Source organism: Micromonospora sp. NPDC005254 (genome assembly GCF_042872525.1).
In the GTDB taxonomy this organism is placed as follows: Bacteria; Actinomycetota; Actinomycetes; order Mycobacteriales; family Micromonosporaceae; genus Micromonospora.
This window is the reverse complement of the sequence record NZ_JBIAKM010000002.1, coordinates 322,966-340,726: the sequence shown is the minus strand read 5'-3', so window position 1 is coordinate 340,726 and position 17,761 is coordinate 322,966. Positions and strand designations below refer to the sequence as shown.

The window sequence follows — 17,761 nt, the reverse complement described above, 5'->3', positions numbered from 1 at the left end:
CGTCCCCAGCCCGTTCACGACGGCACCTCGGAAGCGCCCGTCGTCACGATGGTGAGTTCACCGCGTAGCCGCCGCAGCGCGGCGCGGGCCTGGTCGCGGGTGCCCTCGTCGACCTCACGCGTGGCGTACCGGGCCTCGCGGTAGACGTGCGCGAACTCGGCCAGCACGTCGGCGCTGACGATCGCCGGGACCCCGGTCGACGGGTCACCCCGCAGCAGCCGGGTGACCAGGTCGGTCGGGGTGTCGCCGGGCCGCCGGGGCACACCGGCCGCGGCGGCGGCCTCCTCGAGGCGTACCCAGCAGGCGATCACCGCGACGCGCGGGTCGGTCGCCTGGTCGTCCAGCTCCACCAGGCCGGCGTCCAGGGCGGCGGCCACCTCGCGGGCGGTGCCCTCGGCCGTACGCCGGGCCCGCTGCGCCGGCAGCGCCCGCGAGGTGCGGCGCAGCGCGCCACGGAGCAGGAGCCAGCTGAGATAACCCAGCACCGCGAGGATGGCCAGCCCGAGCAGAGCCATCGCCACGGTGGCGATCCACTGCGGGATGTGCGCCTGGGTGGCCTCGCCGGCGTCCCTCGGCTCGACCGGGATCGACGGCGGCGGCGACGGCATATCCGTCGGGTACTCGGGCACCCAGGGGACGTTCTCCGCGGCCGGCGGGATCTGACTGGCGCCGATCGACGAGTGCGCCGAGGCCAGTGCGGCGGCCGCGAGCAGCGCCGCCACCGCACCCACCGGCCACCACCGACGCAGCAGACCGAGCACCGGGCGGACCACACCCGACCCGGCGACCGGGGACGGCGTGGGCGGGCGCGTTCCGTTCGTCATCGCCACCACCCCACGCGTTCTCAGTCCACTTCGGCCAGCTGCTTGGCCCGGCCGAAGACATCGTCCAACATCCCCGGTGTCAGCCGCCCGGTGAAGGTGTTCTGCTGGCTGACGTGGTAGCAACCGAGCAACTCCGGCACGGCCGCGCCGGACCAGTGTGCCCCATGACCGAACGCCGGTCGCGGGCTGGGCGGGCGCTGCCCGTACACCTGGCGCAGCACCGGCCACCACGCGGCCCAGGCGAACGCGCCCAGCGCGACCACGACGCGCAGGGTGGGCCGGATCAGCGTGACCTCGCGGTGCAGCCAGGGCGCGCAGGTGTCCCGCTCGTCCGGGGTTGGCTTGTTGTCCGGCGGAGCGCAGCGGACGGCCGAGAAAATGCGGGTGTCGTGCAGCGCCAGCCCGTCGTCGGCGGCGACGCTTGTCGGCTGGTTCGCCAGCCCGGCCCGGTGCAGGGCCGCGAAGAGCACGTCACCCGAGCGATCGCCGGTGAAGATCCGGCCGGTGCGGTTGCCACCGTGCGCGGCGGGCGCGAGCCCGAGGATGGCGATCCGCGCGTCGGCGGGGCCGAAGCCCGGCACCGGCCGACCCCAGTACTCCTGGTCGCGGAAGGCGGCCCGCCGGGTGCGGGCCACCTCCTCCCGCCACCGGACCAGCCGTGGACAGGCGAAACAGTCACTGACCGCCGCGTCGAGGTCGGCCAGGTCCGTCGCCCGCGCGGCGCGGGCGACGACCTGGTCGGGCGTACGCGGCTCAGCCAAGCTTGGCCCGGAAGAGTTCGAGGGTGCGGGCCCAGGCGCTGGCGGCGGAACGCTGGTCGAACGCCTCTGGCCGGTCGTCGTTGAAGAACGAGTGCGAGGTGCCCGGGTAGTCGTAGAGCTGGCAGGTGCCGCCGGCCTCCTCGATGGCCCGGCGTGCGGTCTGCACACCCTCGGCGGCCGAGGTGCCGTCCTCTTCGGAGCAGTGGATGACGGCCGTCTTGCCGGCGTAGTCGACCCAGTCGGGGCGCATCGACTCCCAGGGCAGCACGGGATAGAAGCCGGCGGTGGCGACGATCCGCTCGGAGAGGGTCGCCGACCAGAGGGCGAGGCTGCCACCGGCGCAGAAGCCGACGGCGCCGACCTTGCCGGTTACCTCCGGCCGCCCCGCGAGGTAGTCGGCGGCGCTGGCGATGTCCTTCGCCGCCTCGTCCATCCGCATCGCCAGCAGCAGACGCTGCGCTTCGTCCGGCTCGCTGGTGGTCTCACCGTGGTAGAAGTCCGGGGCGAGGGCGACGAAGCCGGCCTCGGCGAACCGGTCCGCGACCGACCGGATGTGCGGGACGAGACCCCACCGCTCCTGAATGACGATGACGGCGGGGCTGGCCGTGCCGCTGGCGGGTATCGCGAGATACCCCTCGCTCGTACCCCCGTTGCTGCGGTAGCTCACCATGTCGCCCATCGGCCGTCCTCCTAGCGGTCAGTCATCGTTGGCTGGTCGCCCAGTGGTCCTACGTGCCGGTAGCCTGCCATGCCGCGCCTCCGCCGGGAAGACGCCGGAACAGTGGCATTCACCTCCTGTTCGCCGGACGGTGACCGGGGTACGCCGACGGCGGCGGGGAACGCTCCCCCGCCGCCGTCATCGGTCTCCCAGCTCGGTCTGACCTTTTCGGTCAGGCCTTCTTGGTCAGGCAGAGCACGTAGCCCTTCTTGCCCGACTCGATGCTGGAGAAGACGTACCCGTCCTGGCCTTCCTTGAAGAACTCGTTGCAGGTGGTGTCGGCCTTGGCCTGGGCCTCGGTCTGCCCGTCGATCCGACCGACCACGTTGTACGCGGCGTCGGTGGAGGTGCACTCGACGACCTTGGCGCCGTCGACCTTCTGCTGCTTGTCGCCCTTGATCTCGGGCAGTTCCGCGATGCAGTCGCCGGCCTTGGCGTCGGCCGTCTCGTCCTTGTTCAGGAAGTTGCCGATCGCCGCGCCGAGACCGAACTTCAGGCCGGCGACGACGAGAAACACGACGATCGCGCCGATGATGCCCAGCGCCTTCTTCCCACCGGACTTCTTCGCCTCCGGCTCGGCCGGGGGCGGCGTCTCGACACCCGGCTGGGCGGGCGTCTCGACGGCCGGCTGCTGCGGCGCGGCGTCGGACGCGGGGGGCGGTGCGACCTGCTCTGACACGGGGGTTCCTTCCGAGGGGTGGATGAGCAGACGACACCGTAACGATCATTGATTTCCGGCGTCGTCCCGCTCGCCTCGTCCGTTCAGCTATTTCCCAGCATCGTGTGCATGATCTGGTTCACATCGCCCGTCAGCTCGTCGCGGTCGGGGTCGGGTCGCCACTCGGCGTGGCACTCGGCGTCACGCTCGGGCTCGCCGTGGTCGGAGTGGGTGTCGGGACCGCCGGGGTTTGGCTCGGTGTCGACGTGTCGGTCGGCTGCGGCTCGATTGTCGGCGGGACGGGCGCTCCGGGGGCGCGCGGGCCGAAGGGCGCCTGGCTCGGACAGTACGGGTACGGGCGCAGCAGCGGGTTGCCGTACTCGTCGACGCGGCCTTCGCAGCCCGGGTAGCCCAGGCGGATCGGATTGCCGTTCTGATCGAACAGCCGGGCGTTCTCCACCAGCCGGCCTTCACTGTCGTAGACGAAGACGTCCCGGACGTTGTCGTACGGGCCGTTGATCGACGTCGGGTCGATGCCGTAGTCGCCGTAGCGCATCCGGTCCTCGGCCTGCACCAGGGCGGAGAGCGCGAAGACCACCAGCACCGCACTGCCGACCTGCACCGCCGAGCGCGGCCAGCGGGTCAGCTGGGCCGAACGGCGACCGAGCCAGATCGAGGCGAGTACGAAACCGATCAGCATGATCAGGCCGGCCAGCAGCTCACCACCGAACCGGGGCAGCACGCCGAAGCTGCCACCCGTGGTGATCACGGTGAGCAGCATCGCCGCCAGATAGCCGCGTACCACCCACCAACCCGGGCGCAGCAGACGGAGGAAGTCGCTGGCTGTCGCGTACCCCAGGGGTGGGCCGAGCCGGGTGTCGATCGCGCGCAGCCGGCCGCGGAGCCGGACCACGGCGGTGGCGACCCGCTGGTCGAGGTTGCGCCCACCGCCCGCGCCGACGCCGGCAGCGGCGCGCAGCTCGGCGGCGTACGTCTCCGGCTCACCCAGCCGCTCGACGAGGGTGCCCTCGGCCTCGGCGGCGACCTCGGTGAGATGGTCGGCGAGATCCTCGGTCAGCTCGGTGAGCCGGTCGGGCGGCAGGTCGGCCAGAGCGGCCCGGACCCGCGCCACGTAGTCGGTGATCTCCTGCTCCGTGACGGTCATGCCGCCAGCCCCCGATCGTCGAGCAGAGTGTCCATTGTGGTGGCAAACGAGCGCCAGAGCTTGCCGGAGCGGGTCAACTGGTCACGCCCGGCGGCGTTGAGTGAGTAGTACTTACGGTGCGGGCCGGTTTCGCTCGGCACGACGTACGTGGTGAGCAGGCCGGCGGCGAAGAGACGGCGCAGCGTGCCGTAGACCGAGGCGTCGCCGATCTCCTCCAGGCCGGCCTCGCGGAGCCGGCGCAGGATGTCGTAACCGTAGCCGTCCTCCTCCCGAAGGACGGCCAGGACGGCCAGATCGAGCACGCCCTTCAACAACTGTGTGGTGTCCACGCATTGCACACTAGTGTGCAATGCGAAGTACCGTCAACGATCCGCCCCTCGCCGCGCCGAGCGGGTGATCGACTCCAGATCGGCGATGTGGGGGCTTCCGGCCAGCGGGATACCGCGACATCGCCGATATTGAGTCGATCATCGAGAACGCGGGGGGTCGTCCCGGTCTGCGGGATCAGCGGCACGACGCCCAGGGCTGGTCGGGTCAGACTCGGCCCCCCTGGCGGTCCAGCCCACGAATCTGGCGAACAGGTCGGCCGGGGATGGCGCCGGATTCGGATTGAGCTTGATCAGATCCGCAGTGGCCTCGAACAACAGGCCAGCCATGTAGACGCTCAGGCCGACCCGGTCACGTCGGTACTCCATGGTCAACAACAGCCGCGCCGGCTGACATGGCCAAGCGGCAGCGCACACCCGGCACAGCCACAGAGGTCGCATCGGCAGATGTGGGCGCATCGCCCGACGCTGGCGGTCGTGAACTGGGGAAACGTTGGACGCTGCCATTACTTAAGGGTGATCGCATCGTAGCCCCTAGTCAAGGCCCTAGTAGGGTGTTGCCCAACTAGGGCCTTGACTAGTAGGGGCATGTCTAGCCTCCGAGGAATGGGCCGGAATCTCATGGGTGCATACGAGATTCGGATGCGGCTGGGCGTCAGCAGGCAGCGCGTGGAGCAGCTCATGAAGCGTCCCGACTGGCCGGAGCCGTATGAAGCGTTGGCCACGGGGCGAATCTGGCGCACCGAGGACATCGAGGCTTGGATCCGCGTGCACCGCCCTAATCTGGACGACGAAGACTGAAGAACGGCCCTACTCAGGCCGCTTACTGCCTGAAGGCGACGCCAAGCGCTTAGATCAACACGAGATCGCCGATATCGGGGTGTCCAAGTGTCCCGGATACCGCGATATCGGCGATGCGGAGTCGATCAAGGACGCGGGTGGCCTACTGGAGGCTCCAGGCGATGCCGTCGAGGATGTCGTGCTCCGAGGCGACCACCGAGGGCATTCCGGCCCGCTCCATGATCACGCGGAGCACGAGCGCGCCCGCCGCGATCACGTCGGCCCGGCCCGGGTGCATCACCGGAATCTCCAGCCGCTGCGCGCTGGTCCGCGAAAGCAGGTCCGCGGTCACCTGGGCCACCGCCTCGTACGACACCCGGGCGTGGTGGATGCGCTCCGGGTCGTACTCCCGCAGGCCCTGAGCGATGGCGACCACTGTGGTGACCGAACCGGCGAGGCCGACCAGGGTGGCCGCCTCGCGGCCGGGCACCGCCGCGAGCGCCCGGTCCACGACGGCGGCGATGTCGGCCTGCGCGGCGGCGATCTGCTCGGCCGTCGGCGGGTCGCCCGCCAGGTGCCGCTCGGTCATCCGGACGCAGCCGATGTCCACGGAGATCGCCGACCGCACGCCGGCCGCCCGGTCACCGACCACGAACTCGGTGGAGCCACCGCCGATGTCGACGACCAGGAACGGCTCCAACGCGTCGGCGGGCAGGCCGCGCACCGCACCGGTGAACGACAGCCGGGCCTCCTCGTCGCCGCTGACCACCTCGGGCTCGATCCCGAGGGTGGCCCGCACCATTTCGGTGAAATCGGCCGCATTCAAAGCGTCGCGGGAGGCCGAGGTGGCGCACATCCGCACCCGCTGGGCGCCCAACTTCTCGATGTCGGCGGCGTACGACGCCAGCGCCACCCGCGTCCGCTCGATCGCCTCCGGCGCCAGCCGCCCCGTCCGGTCCACACCCTGCCCGAGCCGGACGATTTCCATCCGCCGGGTCACGTCGGTCAGCGGGGCCTGCGGCCCGGCCGACTCGTCGGGCAGGTCGGCGACCAGCAGTCGGATCGAGTTGGTCCCGCAGTCGATGGCCGCAACACGCGTCGTCACTCCGCAACCCTACGACAGCCAGCCTTCGGCGGAATCTACAGGCGCAGCAGCATCCGGGTGTTGCCCAGCGTGTTCGGCTTGACCCGCTCCAGGTCCAGGAACTCCGCGACACCCTCGTCGTACGAGCGCAGCAGCTGCTCGTAGACCGGCTGCGGCACCGGAGCGCCGTCGATCTCGCGGAACCCGAACGAGCCGAAGAACCGGGTCTCGAAGGTGAGCACGAAGATCCGCGCGACGCCCAGCTCCCGGGCCGCGTCGATCAGCTCACCCACCAGCCGGTGCCCGATCCGCTGGCCACGGCAGGACGGGTCGACGGCCACCGTGCGGATCTCGGCCAGGTCCTCCCACATCACGTGCAGCGCTCCGCAGCCCACCACGACGCCGTCGTCGGGCCGGACCGCCACCCGGAACTCCTGCACGTCCTCGTAGAGGGTGACGGTGGCCTTGCTCAGCAGCCGCCGGTCGTCGGTGTACGTGTCGACCAAGCGGCGGATGCCCCGTACGTCCCCGGTGCGGGCCCGCCGCACCAGGATCTGCCCCTCGGCCTGCGCTGTCATTCGGTCGAGGGCACGTCGACGCACGGGCCGCTCGCCCACCAGGGCTCGACCAGCGCCAACGTCTCGTCACCGAACGGGTTCACGCCGGGGCCGGCGCCCAGGGCGTGGCCCAGGTGCACGTGCAGGCACTTCACCCGGCCCGGCATCCCACCGGCGGAGATGCCCGCGATCTCCGGCACCTCGCCGATCGCCTCCCGGCGGGCCAGGTAGTCCTCGTGCGCGGCCCGGTAGTGGGCGGCCAGCTCCGGATCCGTCGTCAGCCGGTCGGCCATCTCCCGCATCAGCCCGGCCGACTCCAACCGGCTGCACGCCGCGGTGGCCCGGGGGCAGGTCAGGTAGTACAGCGTCGGGAACGGGGTGCCGTCGGCGAGGCGGGGCGTCGTCTCCACCACGTCGGGCAGGCCGCACGGGCAGCGGTGGGCCACCGCCCGGGTGCCCCGGGGCGTCCGGCCGAGCTGCGCCGCCACCGCGGCCAGGTCGGCCTCGGTGGCCGGCTCCCGCTGCGGCAGGGGTACGGAATCCGCCGCCGACTCCGGCGGTGGTGCGACAGTCACGGTGCTCGTCTCTCCTGGTGTGCTGGTCGGTGGTTCACTTGCCCGGCTGCTGGCTGTCCGCCGCCCGCACACTCGACCAGAGCGTGTCGTACCAGGTCGTCGGACCGGCCGGGGCGCCCGAGCCGGGCGACTTCCCGGCGTCGCGGGCCGCGCCCTCCGGGTCGTTCAGCACCACCATCATCTTCTCGCCCGGCCGGCCCATGAAGAACCGCTCCCGAACCTGCGTCGTGATGTACTCGTCGTCCTTCCACTTCGCGGCCTCGGCGGCGAGCTTGGCGATCTCGGCCTCCTGCGCCGCCTGGGCGGCCTCCATCCGCTCGATGTCGGCCTGCTGGTCCAGGTAGACGCGCACCGGATAGGTGTACGCGAGGGCGAGAGCGATCAGCACCGCGCACAGCACCGTGGCCCGGCCGGTGAAGCGATTGGGATGGGGTGCGGCGAGCCGCTTCACGGCGCCGCCCGAGGCGGTACGCCGAGCGGCGGCCGGACGGTTCGCCGAGCGCACGCCCTCGGCGCCCCGGACCGCGCCCGGCGCCCGACCGGCGGCGCCGCGCGGTTCGGCGCGTACGCCGGCGTCCCGGAGCGACCCACGGGTGGCCCGGCCAGCACCCGGCCGGCCGGACTGACCCGGTCGACGGGCGGGACGTTGACCACCCGGTGTGCGGCGCTGCATCGTCACACCCCTCCCCCGAGGCTCCATGCGTTACAGAGATTGCCGGGAAGCCCCGCGGTGGGGCTTCCCGACCACGTCTCAGGCCGAACGGTAGCGCGGGAACGCGCCGGCGCCCGCGTAGCGCGCCGCGTCGGCCAGCTCCTCCTCGATCCGGAGCAGCTGGTTGTACTTCGCGACCCGGTCCGAGCGGGCCGGCGCGCCGGTCTTGATCTGGCCGCAGCCCGTCGCCACCGCCAGGTCGGCGATGGTGGTGTCCTCGGTCTCGCCGGAGCGGTGGCTCATCATGCACTTGAAGCCGGCCCGGTGGGCCAGGTCCACCGCGTCCAGGGTCTCGGTCAGCGAACCGATCTGGTTGACCTTGACGAGGACGGCGTTGGCCGCCTTCTCCGCGATGCCGCGGGCGATGCGCTGCGGGTTGGTCACGAACAGGTCGTCGCCGACGATCTGCACCCGGTCGCCGATCGACGCGGTCAGCGTCTGCCAGCCCGTCCAGTCGTCCTCCGCCAGCGGGTCCTCGATCGACACGATCGGGTACGCGTCGGCGAGCTTGGTGTAGTAGGTGCTCATCTCCTCGGCGGACTTCGCGGCGCCCTCGAAGGTGTAGGTGCCGTTGTCGAAGAACTCCGTGGCCGCCACGTCGAGGGCGAACACGATGTCGGTGCCGAGCCGGTAACCGGCCTTCTCGACCGCCTCGGCGATCAGGTCCAGGGCTGCCGCGTTGGTGGGCAGGTTCGGCGCGAAACCACCCTCGTCACCGAGCCCGGTCGACAGGCCCTTCTTCTTCAGCACCGACTTCAGCGCGTGGTAGACCTCCGCGCCCGAGCGCAGCGCCTCGCGGAAGGTGGGCGCACCGATCGGCGCGACCATGAACTCCTGGATGTCGACGTTGGAGTCGGCGTGCGCGCCACCGTTGAGGATGTTCATCATCGGCACCGGCAGCAGGTGCGCGTTCGGGCCGCCCAGGTAGCGGAAGAGGCTCAGCTCGGCGCTGCCGGCAGCCGCCTTCGCCACCGCCAGGGAGACCCCGAGGATGGCGTTCGCGCCCAGCTCCGACTTGCTGTCGGTGCCGTCGATGTCGAGCATCTTCTGGTCGATGAGCCGCTGCTCGCTGGCCTCGTACCCGATGATCTGGTCGACGATCCTGTCTTCGACGTTGGAGACCGCCTTCTCCACGCCCTTGCCCTGGTAGCGGTCGGCGTCACCGTCGCGCAGCTCGATCGCCTCGAACGCGCCGGTGGAGGCGCCGGAGGGCACTGCGGCGCGGGCCACCGTGCCGTCGTCCAGGCCGACCTCGACCTCGACCGTCGGGTTGCCCCGCGAGTCGAGAATCTCCCGGGCGACGATTCCCTCGATGGTTGCCACTGAGTCGCTCCTCGTTGTTGTGATCCGGTCCGTGGGTGGGCCGCGACGGTGCGGCTGAGGCAGGTGTTGAACGCAGCGTATCGGGCGGCGGGATCGGGCACGGCGTCGCCCGCGCACCCGAGTCGCCCCGCACTGACGGACATTCCCGGATTTCCGGGCGTCAACCGGCAACGGGTTTGCGCTGCGCCGACTTGATCCACCAGGCTGGTCGTCATGCCCGCCGCCTCGACCACCCTCCGCATGCTCGCCGTGTCGGTCATCGCGTCGCTCACGGTCACCGGCTGTCAGACATACGAGGACGCCGGCACCGCCATGGGTCGCTCGGATCTCGTCAACGACCTCGCCGCCCGCCTGGACCGGGCGCTGGAGTTGACCTACTCGGCCGACTACCAACTGCCCGGCGGCCAGAGCGCCGCGATCGTGCAGGCGCAGGATCCGGCCCGCTCCGCGTACACCTACCCGGGTGGGCGGCTCACCGTCACGCCGGACGCCGTCACCCGCTGCGCGTCGACCGGCGGTCGGATGGCGTGCACGCTCGTGGCGCCACCCACCCCGGGCACCAAGCCCACCGTGGCGCTCTTCACCGAGGCGAACCGGCAGGGTCTCGTCACCCCGCCGGTGGTGGTCGGGCTGCTGACCGCCGCCGCACTCGACCCGCAGGCGGTGATCAAGCAGAGCGACACCACAGTCGCCGGGCACCACGCCGCGTGCGTCGAGGTGCAGCGCTCGGACGGCGACTTCAGCGCCTGCGTGACCACCGAGGGCGTGCTCGGCAGCTTCCTCGGCGCGGTCGACGGCAAACCGATGGAGCTGGCGTTGACCAGTTACTCCGAGACGGTGGAGAAGAACGCCTTCGACCCGCCCGCCGGAGCCGGCGTGGTGGACCGTCGGCCGGGCGGCTCCTGACCGGCTCGACCGAGCCGGGTCAGATGCCCAGCAGGGTGCGCAGGTGGCGCGGGGGCGGGCAGTCCTGGGCGAGCATCGCGTCGTGCCAGTCGCGCACCGACACCCCGTCCGGGCGGGCTGCGGCGATCTCGGCCATCTCGCTGTACCCCACGAAGTAGGTGGAGAGCTGCGTCGAGGTGAGCAGCGACCGGCGCCACTTGCCGGCCGCCTCGCCCTCCTCCTGGAAGCCGCGCCCGGTCATGAGCGCCATCGCCTCGGCCTCGGGCAGCTCCTCGGCGTGCACCAACTGGTCGAGCAGCGCGTTGATGGTCATCCGGAGCTGCATCTTGAGCTGCTGCAACCGCACCGGCAGGCCACCGAAGCCGAGCCCGGCCATCAGCTCCTCGGCGTACACCGCCCATCCCTCGACGAACGGGCCGGAGCGGGCCAGCGCCCGCACCCTCGTGCCGCCGACGTGACGCCGGGCGTGGGCGAGCTGCAGGAAATGGCCGGGCATCGCCTCGTGCACGGTGAGGTTGCGGACCATGTGGTCGTTGTACTCGCGGTAGAAGGAGTCCACGCGCAGCGCCGACCAGTCCGCCGGGGTGGGCGCGATGCAGTAGAAGGTCGGCAGGGCGGCGGTCTCCAGCGGGCCGGGCGCGTCGCAGTAGGCCACCGCGACCCCCCGGGCGAACTCCGGCATCTCCTGGATCACGCACCGGTCGTCGACCACTGTCACCAGGTCGTGCAGGCGGACGAAGTCGGTCGCCTCGTCCAGGGTCACGCCGGCCAGCTCGACGATTGTCGAGTCGTCCGGGTGCTCGGCGGCGAGCACGTCCAGCGCCCGGCGTACCGTCGCGTCCTCGGCCGGCCCGCCGACCAGCTCGACGGCCGCCGCACGGATCTCCGCGGTGACCCGGTCCAGGTTGGCCCAGGCGCGGCGCTGAATCTCGGCGGCTCCCAGCTCGGTGTCGAGGGTGTGCCAGAGCCGCGCCTCCCAGCGGCGGCGGCCCAGTCGCGGGTCGCGGCCGGGGCCCGCGTCGGCGGCCAGGCCGACGCGCAGCCAGGCGACGAACTCCTCCAGCGCGGCGATCGCGGCGGTGGCCGCCGGCTCGACCTTGTCGAGGCTGCCCGGCGCCTGGGCGATCAGCGGCGGCAGCTCGTCGCGGATCAGCGCGGCCGTGCCGGTGAACTGCCCGACCGCCGTCTCGGCGTGGATCCGCGGCATGTCCCGCAGCGTCGCGCGGGCGGTGGCGAGGGCATCCGGTACGGCGGCGAGCCGGCCGGCCAACTGCGTCAACCGCACCTCGGCCGGGGCGTACGGACGGGCCAGCAGCGGGTGCAGCAGCGGACCGGGATTGTGGTGCAGCGGATCCCACTCGTGCGACCGGATCTCGGTGAGCTCGAACAGCTCCCGGTCCACGAAGGAGGTGAGCAGCGCGTGATCCACCTGCTCGTCGACGTCCAGCGAGTCGGGGTCCAGTTCGGACAGCGCGTTCGCCGCGTCGGAGAGCATCACCCGATCGGCGGCCAGCGCGTCGGCGGACAGATCCGGCAGCCGGTCGTCGAACCGATGATCGCCCGCCGAGGTGGCAACCCCCGGCCGCGACTCCAGCAGAGCCTCAACAACCCGCTCCGCGAGTACCCCAAACTCCTCCACCGGCCCCACCCTACCCAGCCCCCCGCGCCCACCTCGGTGATCAAGAGGTTTGGGTCAGATCCGAGCCGGATCCTGACGCGAACCTCTTGATCACCGCGGGTCGACGGGTGGGGGTGGGGGTGCGGGCTGGGTTTCGGCGGCTCGGACGGCTTGGGCGTAGGCCAGGGTGGCCCGGCGGAGGGCCGCTTCGGGGTCGATACCCGCCTCGCGGGCCGCGACGACGGTTGCCAGCAGGCTCGCGCCCAGTCTCGCTTCGGCGTCCACCTGCGTGGCGGCCAGCGGAGGTGGGACCTCGATGCCGTTGCGGGTGGCGCGTTCCAGGATCTGCGCGGCCAGGGCCAGGGCGGGTTGGCTCAGCGCCACACCGTCCAGGACGGAATCGCGCGCCTTCTCGACCCGCTTGATCCGCTCCCAGTTGGCGGTGATCTCCTCCAGCGTGCCCGCCTCGGCGCCGGCGAAGACGTGCGGATTGCGCCGGATCATCTTGTCGACCAGGCCACCCGCCACGTCGTCGATGGTCCACCGCTCGCCCTCGGGCAGCTCCTCCGCGAGCCGGGCGTGCAGGACCACCTGCAGCAGCACGTCGCCCAACTCCTCACGTAACGAGTCGGTGTCGTCCGCGACCATCGCGTCGTACGCCTCGTAGCTCTCCTCCAGCAGGTAGCCCGCGAGGCTGCGGTGCGTCTGCGCCCGTTTCCACGGGTCGCCGCCCGGCGAGGCCAGCCGGTCCAGTACGGCCACCGCGTCGAGCAGCCGGGCCCCCGGCGGGTCCCACGAGCCGTACATCAGCTCCATCTCGGCAAGCCCCGGCTCCCGGGCCAGCCGCAGACCCAGCTCCCGGGCCAGGGCCTCGTCGCCGGCCGGGCCGGCCAACCAGACCGCCGTGCCGTGCGCCGCGACCGTGTCGAGCAGCGGCTGCGTCGCCGGGCCGTCCACGATCCTCACCTCGGCGCCCGCCTGACGCACGGCCGTGGTCAACTCGCTCTCCGCGCCGGCCAGGACCGGATGCTGGCGTACGGCGTCCCAGGCGGCCGAGGTCAGCAGGCCGGCCGGCAACCGGGGTGAGGTGACCAGCAGGACGATCCGTGCCGTCATGCTCAGCTGGCCGTGCCCTCGGCGGCCGGGTTGGGGCTCGACGGCACGGCGTCCGGGGTGGAGACGTCGGTGACCGTTCCGGAGCCCGCCTCGCCCAGCGGCACGCTCACCGCGGGAGCGTTGCCCTCGAAGGTCAGCACCGGGAACTCCAGCGGCCGGTACCGGGGGTTGACGGTCACGTCGTGGCTCTCGACCGCCTCGACCAGCGACCTGCGGGTCGCGAGCGCGGCGCGCAACTGGTCGCGCGACTGCTCGCCGTCGAGCTGACGGGCGGCGTCCTCGTCGCTCACGTTTGCCGGAATCTTGGCGGCCTTGCGACCCGCCGCGATCACGTCGGCCAGCTCCTTGTCGGTCGGGGCGACCGCCTCGCCGGACGGCACCCCGGACAGGCAGGTGTAGAGCTCGGCGACCGAGCGCACGTACCGGGTGTCGGGCGAGAGCCCGAACTGCTGGGCGGCCTGCTCGGGCGACACCTGGGCCCGCGGCTGGTAGTTCTTCTCCTTGGACACCCGCCCGCACACCTCGCCCAGCACCAGCACGCTTGTCACCTCGGCCGGGCCGGGCAGCCGGGGCTGTTCAGCGGCGGACGGGTCGTTCGCCGGGGGCGTCGGGTTCTTCGCCCGCAGGTCGTCCAGCATGGCGGTCACCGCATCCTGGGTGATGCGGTGATCCCCGACGTAGGCGGCGACACCGGGCTCGGCACGGCAACCGGAGAGGGCGACGATGCCGACCGCCACGGTGGCGACGGCGACAAGACGGCGAGCACGCATGACCGTCACTCTCTCACGCCATCACCGGGCGCTGTGACGCCCCCCACCTCCACCCGCGCGCTCGGCACGGCGACTCCGACGCACCCGCACCTGGGGGTACGACGGAAGCGCCGTGCTCACCCGGCCGCGGCGACCAGCGGGGCGGGGGCGCCCAGCACGTCGGAGAGCAATTGCGCGCACCACTCGAGCAGCGCCTGGTCACGCAGCGGCTCGCCGCCGATCCGACGGGTGGTCGGTCGGGGCACGCTGACCTGGTCGGTGGCCTGCTTGTAGACGGCGTCCGGGTGGTAGCGCTTGAGCCGCATCTGCTTCGAGTCGGGCAGCGGCAGCGGCCCGAACCGGATGTGCTTGCCCTGCATGGTCACGTCGCTCAGGCCGTACCGGCGGGCCAGCAGGCGGAACCGGGCCACCGCCACCAGGTTCTGCACCGGGGCCGGCGGCTCGCCGTACCGGTCGGTCATCTCGGCGACGACCTCGCGCAGACGCTCCTCGTCGCGTGCCTCGGCGAGCTTGCGGTACATCTCCAGGCGCAGCCGCTCCACACTCACGTAGTCGTGCGGCAGGTGGGCGTCGATCGGCAGGTCGATCTTGACGTCGGCCTCCTCCTCCGGCCGCTCACCCTTGAACGCGGAGACGGCCTCGCCGACCATGCGCACGTACAGGTCGAAGCCGACGCCCTCGATGTGCCCCGACTGCTCGCCGCCGAGCAGGTTGCCGGCGCCCCGGATCTCCAGGTCCTTCATGGCCACGTACATGCCGGCGCCCAGCTCGGTGTGCTGCGCGATGGTGGCCAGCCGCTCGTGGGCGTGCTCGGTGAGCGGCTTCTCCGGCGGGTAGAGGAAGTAGGCGTACGCCCGCTCCCGACCCCGGCCGACCCGGCCGCGGATCTGGTGCAGCTGGGCCAGACCGAGCAGGTCGGCCCGCTCCACGATCAGGGTGTTGGCGTTCGGGATGTCGATGCCCGACTCGACGATCGTGGTGCAGACCAGGACGTCGAACTCCTTCTCCCAGAAGCCGACCATGACCTTCTCCAGGGCTTCCTCGCCCATCTGGCCGTGCGCCACCGCGACCCGCGCCTCGGGGACCAGTTCCCGCAGCCGCCGTGCCGCCCGGTCGATCGACTCGACCCGGTTGTGCAGGTAGAAGACCTGCCCGTCGCGAAGCAGCTCACGGTGGATGGACGCGGCGACCTGCCGGTCGTCCTGCGCGCCGACGAAGGTGAGCACCGGGTGCCGCTCCTCCGGCGGGGTGGCGATGGTGGACATCTCCCGGATGCCGGTGATCGCCATCTCCAGGGTGCGCGGGATCGGGGTGGCCGACATGCTCAGCACGTCGACCGAGGCCCGCAGCGTCTTGAGGTGCTCCTTGTGCTCGACGCCGAACCGCTGCTCCTCGTCGACGATCACCAGACCGAGCTGCTTGAACCGGGTCGCGGTCTGGAGCAGCCGGTGGGTGCCGATGACGATGTCGACGGTGCCGTCGGCGACCATCTCCAGCGTCCGCTCGGTCTCCTTCGGGGTCTGGAACCGCGACAGCTGCCGGATCTGCACCGGGAACTGGCTCATCCGCTCGGCGAACGTGTTGTAGTGCTGCTGCACCAGCAGCGTCGTCGGCACCAGCACCGCCACCTGCTTGCCGTCCTGCACGGCCTTGAACGCCGCCCGGACCGCGATCTCGGTCTTGCCGTAGCCGACGTCGCCGCAGATCAGCCGGTCCATCGGGACGGTCTGTTCCATGTCCCGCTTGACCTCGTCGATAGCGGCGAGCTGGTCCGGCGTCTCCTGCCACGGGAACGCGTCCTCCAACTCCCGCTGCCACGGGGTGTCCGGGCCGAACGAGTGGCCCTTGGACGCCTTGCGGGCGGCGTACAGCTGGATGAGCTGCGCGGCGATCTCCCGGACCGCCTTGCGAGCCCGCGCCTTGGACTTCTGCCAGTCCGAGCCGCCCATCTTGTGCAGCGTCGGCTGCTCGCCGCCCACGTAGCGGGAGAGCTGGTCGAGCTGGTCGGTCGGGACGAACAGCCGGTCGCCGGGCTGGCCACGCTTGCTGGCCGCGTACTCGATGACCAGGTATTCCCGGCTGGCGCCGTTGACGGTGCGCTGCACCAGCTCGACGTACCGGCCGATGCCGTGCTGCTCGTGCACCACGAAGTCGCCGGCCTTGAGCTCCAGCGGGTCGATGGTGTTGCGCCGGCGGCTCGGCATCTTGCGCATGTCGCGCGTCGAGGTGCCCCGACCGCCGGTGACGTCGTTGCCGGTGAGCAGCACGAAACGGGACGCCTCGTCGACGAACCCACTGCCCAGCGCGCCGCAGGAGACGACCAGCTCACCGGGGGCGGGCGCGGTCGGCACCTCCTCGGTCAGCCGGGCGCCCAGCCCGGCGTCGCGCAGCACCTCCACCGCCCGCTGGGCGGGGCCGTGCCCCTCGAAGACCAGCGCGATCGACCAGCCCTCGCCGGCCCAGCGCTTGAGGTCGTCGACCACCCGCGCGGTCTCGCCGTGGTAGAGCGGGGCCGGCTGCGCGGCGAGGGTCACCGCGATGGCGTCGTCCGGGGTGACCACGGCCTGCTCGGGCGCGTCCTCCCAGGGCTGGCGCGCCTGCGCCGTCTCGGCTTCACCCAGACCGAACGGGGACAGCGTCCACCACGGCTGGCCGAGGTCGGCGGCGGTGGCGCGGACCTCGCTCAGGGTGCGGAAGGCGGCGGCGCCGACGTCCACCGGGGCCTGGCCACCGACTGCGGCGGCGGCCCAGCTGGCCTGCAAGAACTCCTCCGAGGTACGCACCAGGTCGTGCGCCCTCGTGCGGATGCGCTCCGGGTCGCACAGCAGGACGTGGGTGCCGGCCGGCATGGCGTCCAGCAGCAGCTCCAGCGAGTCGGGGCCGACCAGCACCGGCGCCAGCGACTCCATCCCCTCCACCGGGATGCCCTCGGCCAGCTTGTCCAGGATCTCGGCCAGCTCCGGGTGCTGCTCGGCCAGCGCGGCGGCCCGCTCGCGGACCGCCGGGGTGAGCAGCAACTCGCGGCAGGGCGGCGCCCAGAGCAGCGGAACCTGCTCGATGGTCCGCTGGTCGGCGACGGCGAAGGTGCGGATCTCCTCCACCTCGTCGCCCCAGAACTCGACCCGGGACGGGTGCTCGTCGGTGGGCGGGAAGACGTCCAGGATGCCGCCGCGCACCGCGAACTCGCCGCGCTTGGTGACCAGGTCGACGCGGGCGTACGCCATGTCGGTCAGCCGGCGGGCGACCTCCTCCAGGTCCGCCTCCTCGCCAGCGGCGAGCTGCACCGGCTCCAGGTCACCGAGCCCCTTGAGCTGCGGTTGCAGCAGTGAACGGACGGGTGCCACGACCACCCGCAGCGGCCCGGTGCCGCCGTGCGCGTCGGTCGACTCGGGGTGCGCGAGGCGGCGCAGCACGGCCAGCCGGCGGCCCACCGTGTCGGAGCGGGGAGAGAGCCGCTCGTGCGGCAGCGTCTCCCAGGAGGGGAAGACCACCACCTGCTCCGGCGGCAGCAGCGCACCCAGCGCGGCGGCCAGGTCGTCGGCCTCCCGGGTGGTGGCGGTCACCGCAAGCACGGGTCGCCCGGCCCCGCCACCGGCGCCGTCGGGGTCGGCCGCGACGGCGGCCACCGCGAACGGGCGCAGCGCCGCCGGAGCGGTGATGTCGAGGCCGTCGACCTGGGCGGCACCGGAGCGCGCCAGGTCACGCGCCCGGGTCAGCCCGGGGTCGGCCAGGGCGGCGGAGAACAGACCGGTGAGCAAGGGAATCCTTCCAGGGGAGTCGGCGCACACCACGGCGGCCCCTCGTCCAGCCGGACGGGGGGTGCACGCCAACAAGCCTATCCCCGTCGACCGACAGCCACCCCCTTCCG

At 72.0% G+C, this 17,761-nt stretch carries 18 protein-coding genes; 2 read left to right on the top strand and 16 right to left on the bottom strand.

Annotated elements, in window-relative coordinates; translation table 11 throughout:
* Window positions 1–14: 14 nt before the first annotated feature.
* From ACFYPR_RS07230 to ACFYPR_RS07200, 7 genes are all read right to left on the bottom strand, one after another.
* The gene (locus ACFYPR_RS07230; RefSeq protein ID WP_387258938.1) at window positions 15–824 is read right to left on the bottom strand and encodes a DUF4129 domain-containing protein; all 810 of its coding nucleotides are present in this window, start codon (window positions 822–824) and stop codon (window positions 15–17) included.
* Between the two features lie 20 nt (window positions 825–844).
* Entirely contained in the window at window positions 845–1,585 is a 741-nt protein-coding gene (locus tag ACFYPR_RS07225; protein ID WP_387258936.1) for a uracil-DNA glycosylase, read from the bottom strand.
* Window positions 1,578–2,264, bottom strand: a complete 687-nt coding sequence (locus tag ACFYPR_RS07220; protein ID WP_354854158.1) for a dienelactone hydrolase family protein — start codon at window positions 2,262–2,264, stop codon at window positions 1,578–1,580. Before ACFYPR_RS07220 ends, ACFYPR_RS07225 begins: the two co-directional genes overlap by 8 nt.
* A gap of 211 nt (window positions 2,265–2,475) precedes the next feature.
* The gene (locus ACFYPR_RS07215; protein ID WP_355062967.1) at window positions 2,476–2,982 is read right to left on the bottom strand and encodes a hypothetical protein; all 507 of its coding nucleotides are present in this window, start codon (window positions 2,980–2,982) and stop codon (window positions 2,476–2,478) included.
* Window positions 2,983–3,112: 130 nt separating this feature from the next.
* On the bottom strand, window positions 3,113–4,126 hold the full coding sequence (locus ACFYPR_RS07210) for an HAAS signaling domain-containing protein (RefSeq protein ID WP_355062965.1): 1,014 nt from the start codon (window positions 4,124–4,126) through the stop codon (window positions 3,113–3,115).
* Window positions 4,123–4,455 carry a PadR family transcriptional regulator gene (locus tag ACFYPR_RS07205; protein ID WP_007455685.1) on the bottom strand — a complete coding sequence of 111 codons (333 nt, stop codon included), beginning with the start codon at window positions 4,453–4,455 and terminating at the stop codon, window positions 4,123–4,125. Before ACFYPR_RS07205 ends, ACFYPR_RS07210 begins: the two co-directional genes overlap by 4 nt.
* A 138-nt stretch (window positions 4,456–4,593) precedes the next feature.
* The gene (locus ACFYPR_RS07200) at window positions 4,594–4,959 is read right to left on the bottom strand and encodes a hypothetical protein (protein WP_355062963.1); all 366 of its coding nucleotides are present in this window, start codon (window positions 4,957–4,959) and stop codon (window positions 4,594–4,596) included.
* 99 nt (window positions 4,960–5,058) lie between these two features.
* Here ACFYPR_RS07200 and ACFYPR_RS07195 point away from each other — a divergent pair, with 99 nt between their 5' ends.
* Window positions 5,059–5,253: a DNA-binding protein gene (locus ACFYPR_RS07195; RefSeq protein ID WP_354854151.1), complete on the top strand. Its 195-nt coding sequence runs from the start codon at window positions 5,059–5,061 to the stop codon at window positions 5,251–5,253.
* A gap of 142 nt (window positions 5,254–5,395) precedes the next feature.
* On the opposite strand, the gene ACFYPR_RS07190 is transcribed toward ACFYPR_RS07195, so the two are convergent.
* The 5 genes from ACFYPR_RS07190 to eno form a co-directional block, all read right to left on the bottom strand.
* Entirely contained in the window at window positions 5,396–6,337 is a 942-nt protein-coding gene (locus tag ACFYPR_RS07190; protein WP_355062961.1) for a Ppx/GppA phosphatase family protein, read from the bottom strand.
* A gap of 35 nt (window positions 6,338–6,372) precedes the next feature.
* Window positions 6,373–6,894 carry an amino-acid N-acetyltransferase gene (locus tag ACFYPR_RS07185; RefSeq protein WP_234584104.1) on the bottom strand — a complete coding sequence of 174 codons (522 nt, stop codon included), beginning with the start codon at window positions 6,892–6,894 and terminating at the stop codon, window positions 6,373–6,375.
* Window positions 6,891–7,448: a DUF501 domain-containing protein gene (locus ACFYPR_RS07180; protein ID WP_354854148.1), complete on the bottom strand. Its 558-nt coding sequence runs from the start codon at window positions 7,446–7,448 to the stop codon at window positions 6,891–6,893. The genes ACFYPR_RS07185 and ACFYPR_RS07180 overlap by 4 nt, the downstream gene beginning before the upstream one ends.
* Before the next feature lie 34 nt (window positions 7,449–7,482).
* Window positions 7,483–8,121, bottom strand: a complete 639-nt coding sequence (locus tag ACFYPR_RS07175; protein ID WP_387258932.1) for a septum formation initiator family protein — start codon at window positions 8,119–8,121, stop codon at window positions 7,483–7,485.
* A gap of 78 nt (window positions 8,122–8,199) precedes the next feature.
* Window positions 8,200–9,483 (bottom strand): phosphopyruvate hydratase, encoded by a 1,284-nt coding sequence (eno, locus tag ACFYPR_RS07170; RefSeq protein ID WP_355132839.1) that lies wholly within the window; start codon window positions 9,481–9,483, stop codon window positions 8,200–8,202.
* Between the two features lie 213 nt (window positions 9,484–9,696).
* Here eno and ACFYPR_RS07165 point away from each other — a divergent pair, with 213 nt between their 5' ends.
* The gene (locus ACFYPR_RS07165; RefSeq protein ID WP_387178487.1) at window positions 9,697–10,389 is read left to right on the top strand and encodes a hypothetical protein; all 693 of its coding nucleotides are present in this window, start codon (window positions 9,697–9,699) and stop codon (window positions 10,387–10,389) included.
* Between the two features lie 19 nt (window positions 10,390–10,408).
* On the opposite strand, the gene ACFYPR_RS07160 is transcribed toward ACFYPR_RS07165, so the two are convergent.
* From ACFYPR_RS07160 to mfd, 4 genes are all read right to left on the bottom strand, one after another.
* Window positions 10,409–12,028 (bottom strand): DUF885 domain-containing protein, encoded by a 1,620-nt coding sequence (locus tag ACFYPR_RS07160; protein WP_355062957.1) that lies wholly within the window; start codon window positions 12,026–12,028, stop codon window positions 10,409–10,411.
* A 90-nt stretch (window positions 12,029–12,118) separates the two neighbouring features.
* Entirely contained in the window at window positions 12,119–13,123 is a 1,005-nt protein-coding gene (locus ACFYPR_RS07155) for a nucleoside triphosphate pyrophosphohydrolase (RefSeq protein WP_355062955.1), read from the bottom strand.
* Window positions 13,124–13,125: 2 nt separating this feature from the next.
* Complete coding sequence (locus tag ACFYPR_RS07150) at window positions 13,126–13,893, bottom strand: hypothetical protein (RefSeq protein ID WP_355062953.1); 768 nt, start codon at window positions 13,891–13,893, stop codon at window positions 13,126–13,128.
* Between the two features lie 116 nt (window positions 13,894–14,009).
* Window positions 14,010–17,651, bottom strand: a complete 3,642-nt coding sequence (gene mfd, locus ACFYPR_RS07145; protein ID WP_387258930.1) for a transcription-repair coupling factor — start codon at window positions 17,649–17,651, stop codon at window positions 14,010–14,012.
* Window positions 17,652–17,761 lie beyond the last annotated feature (110 nt).

Excerpts from the sequence above, each read along its gene's own strand:
- ACFYPR_RS07230 (WP_387258938.1), bottom strand. The coding sequence starts at position 824 with ATGACGAACGGAACGCGCCCGCCCACGCCGTCCCCGGTCGCCGGGTCG.
- ACFYPR_RS07220 (WP_354854158.1), bottom strand. The coding sequence starts at position 2,264 with ATGGGCGACATGGTGAGCTACCGCAGCAACGGGGGTACGAGCGAGGGG.
- ACFYPR_RS07155 (WP_355062955.1), bottom strand. The coding sequence starts at position 13,123 with ATGACGGCACGGATCGTCCTGCTGGTCACCTCACCCCGGTTGCCGGCC.
- ACFYPR_RS07150 (WP_355062953.1), bottom strand. The coding sequence starts at position 13,893 with ATGCGTGCTCGCCGTCTTGTCGCCGTCGCCACCGTGGCGGTCGGCATC.
- ACFYPR_RS07165 (WP_387178487.1), top strand. The coding sequence starts at position 9,697 with ATGCCCGCCGCCTCGACCACCCTCCGCATGCTCGCCGTGTCGGTCATC.
- ACFYPR_RS07195 (WP_354854151.1), top strand. The coding sequence starts at position 5,059 with ATGGGCCGGAATCTCATGGGTGCATACGAGATTCGGATGCGGCTGGGC.
- ACFYPR_RS07200 (WP_355062963.1), bottom strand. The coding sequence starts at position 4,959 with ATGGCAGCGTCCAACGTTTCCCCAGTTCACGACCGCCAGCGTCGGGCG.
- ACFYPR_RS07185 (WP_234584104.1), bottom strand. The coding sequence starts at position 6,894 with ATGACAGCGCAGGCCGAGGGGCAGATCCTGGTGCGGCGGGCCCGCACC.
- ACFYPR_RS07175 (WP_387258932.1), bottom strand. The coding sequence starts at position 8,121 with ATGCAGCGCCGCACACCGGGTGGTCAACGTCCCGCCCGTCGACCGGGT.
- ACFYPR_RS07210 (WP_355062965.1), bottom strand. The coding sequence starts at position 4,126 with ATGACCGTCACGGAGCAGGAGATCACCGACTACGTGGCGCGGGTCCGG.